The organism is Paenibacillus sp. CFBP13512 (assembly GCF_005233705.1).
GTDB classification, from domain to species: Bacteria; Bacillota; Bacilli; order Paenibacillales; family Paenibacillaceae; genus Saccharibacillus; species Saccharibacillus nuruki.
Genome location: NZ_QGAD01000004.1, coordinates 13273 through 27458, shown reverse-complemented (window position 1 = coordinate 27458; position 14186 = coordinate 13273). Strand labels below are relative to the sequence as shown.

The window sequence follows — 14186 nt, the reverse complement described above, 5'->3', positions numbered from 1 at the left end:
TGGTCTATGTATTACTTTTTTGAAATTTAAGGGGAGGTTTAAACTATGTTGCGTCAAAAAAGTTGGCTGATTGTCTTGGCGAGTGTGTTGATGTTGTCTTTGGTACTTGCAGGCTGTGGAGGTTCCAAAAAAAATTCAGATCCTAATCAATTAACCTTTATGTTCCGTGGTGGACCGGATGAGCAAAAAGCATATAATGCGGTTGTCGAGGAATTTAAAAAAGATAATCCGGGTGTAACGGTTAAAGTGATTCAGACAACAGGTGATCAGTATGCTACTAAATTACAAGCGGCGATTACAGGAAACAGTATTCCTGATGTATTCTTCTACAATCCTGCTGATCTGAAAGCATACGTAAATAGCAACATCTTATTAGACATTAGCAAGTATATCGAAAACAACAAAGAAGTTGACCTGAAAAACATGTGGGCAGATGGCGTGAATTTCTATCGCTACGATGGTAAAGAAGTGGGCAAAGGCGCACTATACGGACTGCCTAAAGATTTGGGTCCTTTCTCCCTCGGCTATAACAAAACCATGTTTGAAAAAGCAGGCATCCCTCTGCCGGACAAAAACAAACCTTATACATGGGATGAATTTATCAAAGTCAATCAAGAGCTAACGAAAGATACCGATGGTGATGGCAAATTAGATCAATTCGGTACTGGACTGAACGTACAATGGGCGCTTCAAGCGTTCGTATGGAGTAATGGCGCTGATTGGATTGATAGCACACATACTAAAGTAACTATCGATGAACCTAAATTTATCGAAGCTCTACAATTCTTTGCAGATATGCAGAACAAATACAAAATCACCCCTGCGATTGAGCAAGCACAAACACTAGATACTTACCAACGTTGGATGAGAGGCGAACTTGCATTCTTCCCGGTTGGACCTTGGGATCTAAGCACGTATGATCGTGAATTGAAATTTGATTATGATCTTATTCCTTACCCAGCAGGTTCTACAGGCAAAACAGCAACATGGATCGGTAGTCTAGGTATCGGTGTATCCAGTAAAACAGCTAATCCTGAACTAGCTGCTAAATTAGTGACTTATTTGTCCGCTTCTAAAGAAGGACAAGAAGCATTGGTGAAATCTGGCGTACAGATTCCGAACTTACAAGATATGGCGAAAACATGGGCTGCTGATACATCTACTAAACCAGCCAACAAAGAAGAATTCATTAAAATCGTAACTGAATATGGCAGACCGTTGCCAGGTCAATATACGTACAATGCAGAATGGTATGACCTATTCTTCACTGATGTTCAACCCGTTATTGATGGTAAAATGTCGGCTGCTGATTATGTCAAACAAGAACAGCCTAAAATGCAAAAACTACTCGATCGTGCCGTCGAGCAGGATGAAAAATCTAAAAAATAAGTTTTAAATCTTCTACTAAATGAGAGCCATTTTGAGAATGGTGAAAATGATGTTAGCTTTCCCTAAATCCAAATGGGACTAACATCATTTTCATTCCAGATGAATTAGGGGTGAATTATGAAAACCAAATCTAATCTGTATCGTAAAGAAAAATATTTTGGTTATTTGTTTATTTTGCCACCCGTTGTCGGTTTCTTACTGTTCACACTTTACCCTGCCTTATATTCGGTATATGGATCATTTACCGATTGGAACGGACTTGGACAGATGAACTTTATCGGGTTGGATAACTTCAAAGATATTTTGACAGATGATTTCTTTTACAAATCAATGTTTAACACTTTATTCTTAATGATTGGTATTCCGATTGGATTGGTTATTTCTTTACTACTAGCATTAGGTCTAAATCGTAAAATTCCGGGTACCACTACATTCCGCGTGATCTATTATGTACCGGTTATCTCTTCACTCGCTGCAATCTCTATCTTGTGGCAGTGGGCATATAACGGCGATTATGGACTGGTCAATCAATTCCTTGATCTATTTGGAATCAAAGGCCCTAACTGGCTTGCAAATACAGCTACAGTCAAACCAGCCTTGATTATTATGACGATCTGGAAAGGTCTTGGTTACTCCATGCTTCTTTATCTAGCTGCTCTACAAAGCGTATCTCGTAGCTACTATGAAGCAGCTGAATTAGATGGCGCAAGTGGATTCAAGATGTTCCGTCATATTACATGGCCGATGGTTAAACCAGTTACTTTCTTCCTTGTGGTTACGAATATTATCGGAGGATCTCAGATCTTCACCGAGATTAATATTATGACACCTACAGGCGGACCTGAGTTCTCCTCAGCTACAATCGTATTCTACATCTGGCAGAAAGCTTTTGATAACTTACAAATGGGCTATGCTTCGGCAATGGCTGTTATTTTAGGACTATTTATCTTTATTATTACATTGGTTCAGTTCAAAATGAATGAGCGTTCCAGCTTTGATGTCGATTGATTACTAGCTCGAAAGGAGTGACTACAGAATGGTTCATACTAAGCAACAAAAGATAAGTAATGCGTTCATTTTTGTTTTACTCTGCATCGGAGCTATCGTGATGATCGCTCCATTGCTCTGGATGGTCTCTACTTCATTTAAAGACAGACAAGATGTATTTGCTCTTCCACCGAACTGGATTCCTGCTGTGTTCCACTTTAATAAATATCAGGAAATTTGGACAGCGGGTCCATTATTAAGCGGTATTATCAACAGTCTGATTGTGGCGCTTACTGTAACCATTATCGGTACGATTACATCCAGCTTAGCCGCTTTCGCTTTTGCTAAATTACGTTTTCCTTACAAAAATCAAATCTTTTTACTATTGCTTTCTTCGATGATGATTCCGTATCCAGCTGTTATGATCTCTCAATTCATTATGTTCTCTGAATGGGGATGGGTGGATACACTATTACCGCTGATTGTACCGGGGTTATTCGGTAATATTATTATGATCTTCTTCTTGAGACAGTATCTGTACAGTATTCCAAATGCAATCATTGAAGCTGCCAAAATCGATGGAACTTCTTACTTCGGCATTTATGCCCGTATTATTTTCCCATTGATCAAACCAGCGATTGCAGCTCAGTTAATTCTGTGGTTTATGGGGATCTGGAATGATTACTTACCTCCTATTCTGTATCTGAACTCTCCTGAAATTCAGACACTACAGATCGTTATTGCTAACTTTAATGCTAACTATGCGATCCAAAGTGATTATCCATTAATCATGGCGGCATCTGTAGTATCATTGTTACCGATCTTGATTATTTTCTTAATCTTCCAGCGTCAAATTATCGAGTCTGTCGCTATTTCAGGTGTAAAAGGATAATCGACTGCACTCTATCCCTTTTTTACTTTTATCTAAATCTTATCCAAAAACTAAACCATACCAAAAAACGGCTAGAGATTATTCTCTTAGCCGTTTTTTGGTGTGCACTGCATTAAGATTGTGATTCTGCTTCACGTGCACTAGCATTAGCAGAATGAATTAATTTGTCATAATACAACCGGAATACGATATCCTGATTATAGTTACCAAATCCTCTACCGAACAGTGTTAACCCGCCGACATGCTCAGACGAAGGATCGACTGCGATACGTAATGTCCACTGACGATCGCGTACATTGACCTGATCCAGATTCACATCAGATAATTTCTGCCCATCCATATATGTACCATCTCTAGATACAGTCAGATGTTTGAGTAGTCCATATTGATTGACAATATCCGGCCACCATTGCGGATTGTACTTACCACGCTTGTCTCCATAATCACCCGGACTTGTCCACGTTCCTAATTTCACTTCATTCAAATAGAAAGTAATGTCTGAAGGAAAACGATTATCTGTCAAAGGTGCTTCTGACGAAATCTCAAGCGATACTAACAATTCTAATGGATTTTCGGTAGACAGCAAAAAGTTAGGAATTTTATATTCAATAAATCCTTCACTAAACCAGAGAATTTTGGCTTGAAAACGTTCAGCATCAAAAAAATAACGAGTATCGTCTACTTGCCCGATAAACTTTTCAGCTGAAGCTAAGCCACAAGTTGGTTCTACTTTGAGGTCTGTATAATGTCCGATCGAAATTTCACTTTCATGGTATTGACGTAAATGCTCTACTTTATTAGGAAAAATAATTTGTGCTTCTTCCACTTGAAGTGAACATATTTTTTGTACGCCCCCTTTACCGGGTTGCATACTGGTTGAAATAATTCCTGCTTTCTCTAGCTTTTTGACATGCATAGAGACGATGGCACTGGTTAAACTTACTGCTTCCGCTAATTCACGAATATTCATAGGTCGTATAGCAAGTAATTGAATGATTTTGTGCCTTACACTGCTTGCGAGTGCTTCATACACAGGCAATGATTTATCCGAAATATCCAGATTCATATTCAGGCTCCTCCAATACCAAATGTGTGTAACGTAAACCAATACCTTTCCACTATATCGTTATGTTAATAAAAATACAAACGTTATTCTATTTATGTCGTAAAATTATATTATATATTATCAAAAAACGTGTTATTATCGTCATGTAAGCGATATCAAGGAGGTATATATATATGATTAACATGAATATGAATATTCAAGATATCACAGGGAAAATCAGTCGGCATATCCACGGACAATTTGCTGAACATCTAGGTCGTTGTATTTATGAAGGTATCTGGGTAGGAAAAGATTCACCGATCCCCAATGTAGAAGGCATGCGTACCGATGTGATAGAAGCGTTACGTAAGCTTCATATTCCTGTTCTACGCTGGCCAGGGGGCTGTTTTGCAGATGAGTATCATTGGAAAGATGGAGTCGGTCCTACAGAGCAACGTGCTCGTATGGTAAACAACAACTGGGGTGGCGTAGAAGAAAACAATCACTTTGGTACCCATGAATTTCTACGATTATGTGAGTTGCTTGAGACTGAACCTTATATCAGCGGCAATGTAGGCAGTGGTACGGTTCATGAGATGCAACAATGGGTTGAATATATGACTTTGGATGGGCAATCTCCAATGGCGGACTGGCGCAAACAGAACGGTCAGGAAGAACCGTGGACATTAACTTATTTTGGTGTAGGTAATGAGAACTGGGGTTGTGGTGGTAATATGCGCCCTGAATATTATGCTGACCTCTACAGACACTATTCTACGTATGTTCGTAACTATGGAGATAATCAAATTTATAAGATCGCTTGTGGAGCAAATAGTGATGATTACCACTGGACAGAAGTATTGATGCGTGAAGCTGGACATTTAATGAACGGATTGAGCCTACACTATTACACGCTTCCTTCAGGTGATTGGACATCGAGTAAAGGTTCGGCAACTGATTTTACAGAAGAAGAATGGTTTACAACGCTCAAAAATACATTATATATGGAAGAATTGATTATTAAACATTCCAAAATTATGGATAAATACGATCCTGAGAAAAAAGTCGGTATGATTATTGATGAGTGGGGAATCTGGACAGATGTAGAACCAGGAACTAACCCGGGCTTTTTATATCAGCAAAATACATTACGTGATGCGATTATCGCAGGTGTGAACTTAAACTTATTTTATAAATATGCAGATCGGATCAAAATGGCAAATATTGCACAGATGGTGAATGTGCTACAAGCAATGATTTTGACAGAAGGCGATCAGCTCATCTTAACTCCGACATATCATGTATTTAATATGTATCAAGTACATCAGGATAGCCAAAGACTAGACTTGCAGTATACAAGCCCTAAATACACGATGGGTGCTCAATCTATAGACAAAATCAGTGCAGCGGCTTCCAAAGACCATCTAAATCGTGTTCACCTGACGATCTGTAACTTGAGTCATAACGAAAGCGAATCGTTCTCTTGTCGCATAGAAGGCTTTACCCCTTCAGATATTCAAGGCAAAGTATTAACGGCTTCTGCTCTCAATACACATAATACATTTGAACATCCAGAGCAAATCACTCCGGTTGCTTTGGAAGTCTCTTTTGCCAAAGACGGTACATTAACATTCGAACTTCCAGCGGCTTCTGTCGCAGCGATTACGTTGATCTAACAGAGAGGACGGTCACCCTAATGCCAGCAATCAATCATGGATGTAAAGGTTGTAACCGTAGCCCTCAACTGTCTGACGAAAAGATTGAACGATTGGTCGCTATCGCTATTCAACATAAACAGCCTCATGAGTTAACACCAGAGTCTGTACAGCAAGCACGAATGAACACTTGCTTGTCTTGTCCTTCTTTACAATATGGGACAACGTGCAAACATTGTGGCTGCCTTGTGCATATCCGTACACGTTTATCTGCCTCTTATTGCCCTTCTCCCTATGGATCGCAATGGGAAAAAGAAGATGTGTTGTCAGACATTCTAAGGTATAATGCAAACGGGAATGGTTAAGTACTACGATAACCCGTATTGAATTTTTGGAGGTCTATACATGACAACACATCAAATCGAACAATTATATGTTGAAGGTATTATTAATGACGATACGCTAACTGATATTTTGCATCAATGGGCAGTCGTGCCACTGCTTTATGATGATGGTCACGAGATTGCAGTCGAAGACTATTTCAATCATCTCGAACATTCATTGGGTGTAGAAGCTTATGCTGCTGCTCAATCACTATATGAGCTATCTGTAGAAGCTTCTCGCCGCTTTGCTGAACCGGATGTATATGAAGTGTTGCAAGACTGTATCAGCTTACAGGAAGACTTGTGGATGACCAATGTTCTGACATTAGGAGATTGGATTCATTGGATGGAACAAGCATCTCAAGGAAAGCTTGATTTGCCTGTGATGGATTTCCATAGTCTATTTGAAGATTTGCCTGAAGGATATATGATTCAAGATTTCCATGATGATCTATTATTTATGCTGGAGCAAGAAGATCATCCTAAATACCAAGAAGCTTTAAAACAACAACAACTGTTGTATCGTCAACTAGGTGTGACTGCTTCCTAGTCTATCCCCTATGATATGAATAATGATGTTATTCACATCAAAAAAAGACGCTCAGCTATATTAGCTTGAGCGTCTTTTTTGTTACTTATGATCGGGTTAATCAGGTGTGTACCCGTTTATTCAGTATTACTTTTTAGGAGCCGTAATTTTTACCAAGGCATTTACAGTAACCGTTGCTGTTGGATCTGTTACTGAAGTGATTTGGATTTTCAATCGAGTCATACGTGATCCAGAAGCTGGATACTTAATCAATACACCTTTGTTATCTACATATTTCAGATCATCGCTAGACAATACTTTATAATCTAGACGATTATCGTTTGGCAATGTAATCACAGATTGTCCAAGAACATTGTTACCATCAATAATGTAGTTAAATGGTTTTTTCGCTGTAGCAATACGTGTTTTCTCTGTACCTACAATACGGTATTGAGCAGAAGATGTATGAATCGAGTTGCTATCTACTGCACCTGTTGGAGAAACATTGTATGCAGCCAATTGCAATTTGTACGTTCCTGGCTCTAATGCTTTGAGAGAAACCGTACCATTAGCTGAAGCCATGACTACATTATCAATATCATTGAACTGGTAGTATCCCGGGTCAAATAAAGGATAACCTTCTTCAGTTGGAGATTGAACATATTGAGCGGCTGTTCCTCTAAGCTCATCGTCCAGACCATACACGTTCAATTCAATAACATTAGAATCTTGCGATGTTAAGTGGAAACCTACATCGGTTACATCTTGTTTGCCATCCAAACGAATATTGGTATTGCTTACTGTCACTTCTTGAATACCTAAGCCTGTATCTGGTAATTCAGTACCTACATGCAATACAAATGGTAAATGCAATGTAGGATAACCATTAGCTGTTAATACCACTTCACCTTCATAAGGACCTGTTGCCGCAGCAGCATTCGGTTTAACGGCTAATGAGAATTCTTTGGTTGAGTTACCACCTAGCAAGATCGAACCATTAGCATCTAACCCTTTAAGTGTAGCACTGATATTACTTACATCCGGTGTTGAAGTCGGGTTGTAAGGATCCGAAGTGACATCAGCATGCAATTGAATACTTGCTTTGTAAGACACTGTTAAAGCAGAAGTGTTTTTCAATTGCAGTTTTTTCGTTTGTTCTGCACTACCTGGTTTTAATACGCCAAATGCAGCGGAAGAACCATAGTTAGTCACTGTTTTCTTATTCAAGTTTTTATCCAAAATAACGATCGATTCTACCGTTTCCAATAATGCTGGAGAGTAGACTGCTGATGCTACATTGGCACGTCCAGCACCTTGAGAATAGACATCGTATTGTGTATCATTCTCATCTTTGATCACATCTGCTGTATTCACCAATGCTGCGCGAATATCAAATGGTGTCCAATCCGGATGTTCTTGCTTCAGTAATACAGCTAGACCTGCAATATGCGGGCTTGCCATACTTGTTCCGTTTTGACGCGTGTATGCTTCAGCATAAGAAGCATCTTTGATAAATTTACCGTAAGCAGGAATTGTAGATTCAATACTTACACCTGGAGCCACTAGATCAGGTTTAATACCTAGAAGTCCATCTTGGTTAGGACCACGTGAACTGAAATCAGCCATCGTGTCGCCGCGTTGTTCTGTTTTTGGATAGCTGCTTCCGAATTTGAATGTTAATGCATCCGCAGAAGATTTCAATGCTTCTTTAGCTAAAGCACGTCCTTCTTTACCTGCCATATCAAATGTTGGAATATATTCGAATCCATCCCCTAAGAATGCGCTCGAACCGATTGGACCATCACGTCCAACCACACTTTCAGACAAGTCAGCTTCTAACGGATTGGAAGCTTTAACATTACCGTTGAAAATGATAGCCGCTTTGGCTCCATTGTCTTTAGCTACTTTGATTTTGTCTACGAATGTTGCACTACCACGCGAGATCAAAACCACTTTGTTTTTCACATCTTTGCCTTTGTAGTCACCCACTAGACCCAATCCTACATACACTCCATCTAATGGAGAAGTACCTAGAACTCTTTGGAAGTCTTCGTTTCCTGTACGCCAAGCCATTAAGTTCAATCCATACGATTGACCATAAGCATCTGCTGTTACCGTTGTTGTCTCATTTGCATTGTGATAATTAACTGCCGCAGCACTGACTGCCTCTGCTGTCGCAGCAGCTTCACTACTGTATACCGAAGCCGTTACGGTTGAAGCAAACTGTTTGGTAGGAATAGTAGAAGCACCTACAGAAATAGCCAATTGGGAAGATGCAGGTGAACCCATAGAGTAGTAGTAATATCCTTGTTTGGCTGCATTACCATTTGCAATAACGGCTACAACTCCACTGAGCACAGCATTGTTGATTGCGATAACGTCTGGTGAGTTGACATCTTTCTCAGCATCAGAACCTAGAGATAAGTTGATAACATCCATACCGTCTTTAACCGCACGTTCGATTCCATCAATAACCTGTGCGGAAGAACCGGAAGAACGTCCTGTCTCTGCGTTACGTCCTAATACTTTGTATACATAAAGATCTGCATCATAAGCGATCCCTTTTTGTACGATATCACTTGTTTTGTTCGCTGCACGACCTACAATCGTTCCTGATACGTGAGTACCATGCGATGTACCGGCAAATCCTGTACCGTACGGATCGTCTTCAATAGCGATAGGTGGCTCTTCATACGGATCGTTATCTTTTTCAAATGAATCGTATCCGCCTTTATAAGCACCTTTCAAATCAGGATGCTCATAATCAACACCTGTATCGATAACACCCACTTTAACACCTTTACCTGTTAATCCTTTTTGCCAAGCCACAGGTGCACCAATTAAGTTCAAAGGAGAAGCATCATATGTAGCTGCTGTTGCTGTAAGCGAAGGAGGATCTTGTACAGGAATCGTGTAATACACACTATTCTCATAAATAGACTTTACACCTGGCAATTCAGCCAACTTGGGAATTTGATTCGCTGGAATCGATACTTCCATACCGTTAAGTACCGTATTGTAGCGATAATTGACTTTAAGCAAAATACCTTGCGCTTTGGCTGCATTCACAATAGCAGATTGTTGAGAATCAATTGCTGTTTCTGTAGATTCTGTAGCAAAGCTACGTACGCCTGCTTCAGCAGCATATTGACCTATAGCAACCGGTTGATTAGATAATTGCACGATAACGCGTACTACTTTACTAGAAGTCACATTTAATTTAGGCGAAATAACAGGTGCTTCGTTTGAAGTCTGATTAAGCAACACTGTCGGTAGATTGCGTCCTATTTCGTACGGAGATGTTGCTGTACCTGCTTGAGCTGCGAAAGAAGCAGTTGGCGATAATAAAGTACCTACAGCTAGAACAGCTGCCATGGAAACAACCGAAAATTTACGGATAACGTGTAACTTCGTCAAATGATTTCCCTCGTTTCGTTAAGTTAGATAGTGTGTGTAATGATTTTTTACCGAACTAAAAGGTAGCCCCAGAATTAAACCGTTAACATCTTACTTTGAGTGTAAGCTATAGTAACCTCCTTTAATGAGAATGTGAGGAAGATTTTGTAACATAAAGTTATATTACCACCTGAATTAACCAGTGGCTAGATATTTTATCCATCTATAGAGAAAATTTGCGTTAGTTATAATGAAATAATGAATTTTTATCAATCTTTAACCAAATTTATAATATATATTACATTAAATGGAATAAAAAAGAACCTCTCCTATAGAACTACCTTACCCGAAGGTTGGATAGTATCTATTGTGAAAGGTTCTTTTTTGTTTACTATTTAGATCGATATTTTTTCATTATTTTGCAGGTGCTTTAATTTTGACTAATGCTTTGACCGTTGTCTGGACAGTAGGATCTGCTACTGAACGAATCTGAATATTTAATTTTACGATACGTGAACCAGAAGCGGGATACTTCAAAAGTGTTCCAGTGTTATCTACATATTTGGCATCACTTGTAGATAATACTTTGTAGGTGATCCGTTCTGTATCGTTTAGTGCAATCACGGGTTTACCGATCTTATTTTGTCCATCCAAAATATAATGGAACGGTTTTGCGGCGGTATGAATTCGATCTTTCTCCTTACCTGTAATGCGATAAGAGGTGTATGCAGGATGAACAGAGTTAGGATCTGTCACCCCCTGCGGATTCACATGATATACAGCCAGTTCTAATTTGTATTGTCCCGGCGGGAGTGCTTTGAGAGAAGTTCCGTTATTGTCAGATACCATCACGACATTATCAATATCATTAAAGTTATAATACCCTGGCTTAAATAACGGGTATCCCTCATCAGTAACTGGTTGAACGACTTGTGCTAGTGTTCCTTGAGCAACATCATTCATATCATACACATTTAATTCCATGACATTGGAATCGGTAGCTGTTAAGTGAAAACCAATATCTATAGCATCTTTTTTTCCATCTAAACGAATGTCCCGATCACTCAATGTCACTTCTTGTAGTCCTAATCCAGCATCAGGAAGATTGGTTCCTACATGGAGAACGAATGGTAGATGCAATGTAGGATAACCATTAGCTGTTAATACCACATCGCCTTCATAATCTCCTGTTACAGCAGTAGCATCGGGTTGAACAGCTAAAGCAAACGATTTAGTCGATTGCCCACTAACCAGAATAGAGCCGTCTGGATTTACTCCTTTTAACCGTGCTGCAATATGACTTACATCTGGTGTTGCTACAGGTTGATAAGGATCTGATGTCAGGCTTGGATTCATGTGTACAGTCGCTTGATATTGTATACTCGTGGTCGATGTATTTTTAATTTGCAATGTTTTGGACTGTTCTGCTCCACCTGCCGCAACTACGCCAAAAGCAGCAGAAGAACCATAGTTGGTCACTGTTTTCTTTTTCAATTCTTTATCCAAAATTGTAATCGGTTCTACGGTTTCAAGCACAGCTGGTGAATAGACAGCATCGATTACATTTACACGTCCACTTCCTTGAGAATAGACGTCATATAAAGTTCCTTTTTCATCTTTAAGCGGCTTGGCTGTATTCGCTAGAATCGCCCGAATATCAAATGGAGTCCAATCAGGATGCTCTTGTTTTAACAAAGCGGCTAGACCAGCCACATGAGGACTAGCCATGCTCGTTCCATTTTGTCGTAAATAAGCTTCTTTATACGAAGCATTTTTAATTAATTTGCCATATGCCGGGAATGTTGATTCAATATTCGTTCCTGGAGCCACAAAATCAGGCTTGATCCCGAGCAATCCATCTTGATTCGGTCCACGGGAACTAAAATCAGCGATAGTATCTCCAATAGAAGATGTTTTGAGATATTGCTTTCCGAATGTAAATGTTAATGGCGTTGTAGGAGATTGTATAGCTTTTCTTGCTAAGGCACGTCCTGCTTCACCCGCCATATCAAAGCTTGGAATATAAGGATAACCATCTCCAATATAAGCTCCGCTTCCAATATTTCCATCTCGCCCTGCTATATGTTCGGATAAGTCAGCTTGAGTAGAATCATTGATTTGAGCATCTCCATTGAAAATAATAACCGCTTTGGCTCCTTTAGATTTGGCAAGGGTTATTTTATCTGTGAATTTAGAACCTCCACGTGAGATCAATACCACTTTATTTTGTACATCTTTGCCTTTATAATCATCATCCAATCCTAAGCCTACATATACTCCTTGATACAACGTATTTCCCAAATATTGAGCAAAATCATCTTGCTGGGTGCGCCATGCGATTGCCTGTAACGGATAACTTTGTGCATACGTATCTTGACTCACCGAATCAGCATCATACACAGAAGCTGTAACCGATGCTTGATATTGAGTACCCGGAACAGTTGAAGCTCCTACTGAAATCGCCAATGGCGAAGTAGCTGGAGAACCTAGAGAATAATAGTATGAGCCTGAAGCGGCTGCATTTCCGTTCGCAACCACCACCACAACACCGCTTAATACAGCATTATTAATAGCAATCACATCTGGTGAATTCACATCTTTGTCTGCGTCTGTTCCTAACGATAAATTAATAACATCCATACCATCTTTAACTGCATGTTCGATACCGTCAATAATTTGCGCTGTCGTACCTGTAGAACGCCCTGTCTGCGAGTCACGTCCTAATACTTTGTAGACATGAAGTTCTGCATCATAAGCGACTCCTTTTTGTGCAATTTCGCTTGTTTTATTCGCCGCTTGCCCTACGATTGTACCGGATACATGGGTACCATGAGATGTTCCTGCAAATCCCAATCCTTGAGGATCATCTTGTACAGATAACGGTGGATCTTCATAAGGGTCATTATCATGGTGAACAGAATCATAACCCCCTTTATAAGCGCCTTTCAAATCTGGGTGTTCATAATCTATCCCAGTATCGATCACTCCGACTTTAACACCTTTACCAGTTAACCCTTTTTGCCAGGCCATCGGAGCACCGATTAGGTTAAGTGGTGAAGCATCATATGTAGCACTGGTTGCAGTGAGTGTAGCTGGTTCCTGTACAGGAATCGTATAATAATTATTATTTTCATAAATAGATTTGATACCCGGAATCTCAGCCAAAGTCGAAATTTGATTGGCAGGTATCGAAATCTCCATCCCATTGAGTACAGTGTTATAACGATAATTCACTGTCATCTTAATCCCTTTAGCTTTGGCGGCATTGGTAAAAGTAGACTGTTGTGAATCTATCGTTGTTGCTGTAGAAGCCATCACTTGCGAATCTTCTACCGATTGAGTGGTGAATCCTTGTACTGCTTGGTCTGCTTCATATCGCCCCACTGCAACAGGTTCATTATTAAGCTGGACAATCACTCGAATGATTTGGCTGGATTTGAGATTGATATGCCGTGAAATGATAGGAGCTGTATTCGCAGATGAATGTAATAATGATGCATTCGCTGTTGATGTTAATTCATAAGGAGATGTGATGGTACCTTCTTCAGCAGCAAAAGAACGATTTGGCGATAACAAGGTACTTACTGTAAGCAAGGCTGTTAATGTGATCATAGAACATGTACGCATAGCTTTGATTTTATTCAAATGATATCCCTCTTTTCGATGACTAAAATTCAAATCGTTTTCTTTCTCTTACAATCGTTTGACATACATAAGTAATACATAATGACGACTTCATAAATACAGAATACTTCACTGTTCATTATGCTAATTTTGTAATACAAAGCTATATTATCATTAAGATGTAGTGATCGACTAGACCCAATATAGAACTATTTATCCTATTTTGATAGTTATAATTAAAATATACGCTTTTAATAATCATATTATGGTGAAATGAAATAGTTAT

Annotated in this window: 9 protein-coding genes; 6 read left to right on the top strand and 3 right to left on the bottom strand. The window is 39.4% G+C overall.

Going from position 1 to position 14186, the window contains the following annotated elements; translation table 11 throughout:
• The first annotated feature begins 45 nt into the window (after positions 1–45).
• The 3 genes from PaeCFBP13512_RS06605 (at position 46) to PaeCFBP13512_RS06595 (ending at position 3268) form a co-directional block, all read left to right on the top strand.
• On the top strand, positions 46–1389 hold the full coding sequence (locus PaeCFBP13512_RS06605) for an ABC transporter substrate-binding protein (protein WP_069326114.1): 1344 nt from the start codon (positions 46–48) through the stop codon (positions 1387–1389).
• Positions 1390–1506: 117 nt separating this feature from the next.
• The gene (locus tag PaeCFBP13512_RS06600) at positions 1507–2397 is read left to right on the top strand and encodes a carbohydrate ABC transporter permease (protein ID WP_069326115.1); all 891 of its coding nucleotides are present in this window, start codon (positions 1507–1509) and stop codon (positions 2395–2397) included.
• Between the two features lie 28 nt (positions 2398–2425).
• Positions 2426–3268 (top strand): carbohydrate ABC transporter permease, encoded by an 843-nt coding sequence (locus PaeCFBP13512_RS06595; protein ID WP_069326116.1) that lies wholly within the window; start codon positions 2426–2428, stop codon positions 3266–3268.
• A gap of 112 nt (positions 3269–3380) precedes the next feature.
• On the opposite strand, the gene PaeCFBP13512_RS06590 is transcribed toward PaeCFBP13512_RS06595, so the two are convergent.
• A complete protein-coding gene (locus tag PaeCFBP13512_RS06590; RefSeq protein WP_069326117.1) occupies positions 3381–4334 on the bottom strand; it encodes an ArsR/SmtB family transcription factor in 954 nt (317 codons plus the stop codon).
• Positions 4335–4507: 173 nt separating this feature from the next.
• On the opposite strand from PaeCFBP13512_RS06590, the gene PaeCFBP13512_RS06585 reads away from it, so the two are divergent.
• Genes PaeCFBP13512_RS06585 through PaeCFBP13512_RS06575 form a run of 3 tightly spaced genes read left to right on the top strand, consistent with a single transcriptional unit; the run spans position 4508 to position 6901 of the window.
• A complete protein-coding gene (locus tag PaeCFBP13512_RS06585) occupies positions 4508–5989 on the top strand; it encodes an alpha-N-arabinofuranosidase (protein WP_137222071.1) in 1482 nt (493 codons plus the stop codon).
• Positions 5990–6009: 20 nt separating this feature from the next.
• Positions 6010–6333 (top strand): hypothetical protein, encoded by a 324-nt coding sequence (locus PaeCFBP13512_RS06580; protein WP_083243319.1) that lies wholly within the window; start codon positions 6010–6012, stop codon positions 6331–6333.
• 40 nt (positions 6334–6373) lie between these two features.
• Positions 6374–6901, top strand: a complete 528-nt coding sequence (locus PaeCFBP13512_RS06575; protein WP_137222069.1) for a hypothetical protein — start codon at positions 6374–6376, stop codon at positions 6899–6901.
• 126 nt (positions 6902–7027) lie between these two features.
• Here the strand turns inward: PaeCFBP13512_RS06575 and PaeCFBP13512_RS06570 are convergent, their stop codons facing one another.
• Positions 7028–10255, bottom strand: a complete 3228-nt coding sequence (locus tag PaeCFBP13512_RS06570) for a S8 family serine peptidase (RefSeq protein ID WP_137222484.1) — start codon at positions 10253–10255, stop codon at positions 7028–7030.
• A 435-nt stretch (positions 10256–10690) separates the two neighbouring features.
• Positions 10691–13921 (bottom strand): S8 family serine peptidase, encoded by a 3231-nt coding sequence (locus PaeCFBP13512_RS23565; protein WP_137222067.1) that lies wholly within the window; start codon positions 13919–13921, stop codon positions 10691–10693.
• Positions 13922–14186 lie beyond the last annotated feature (265 nt).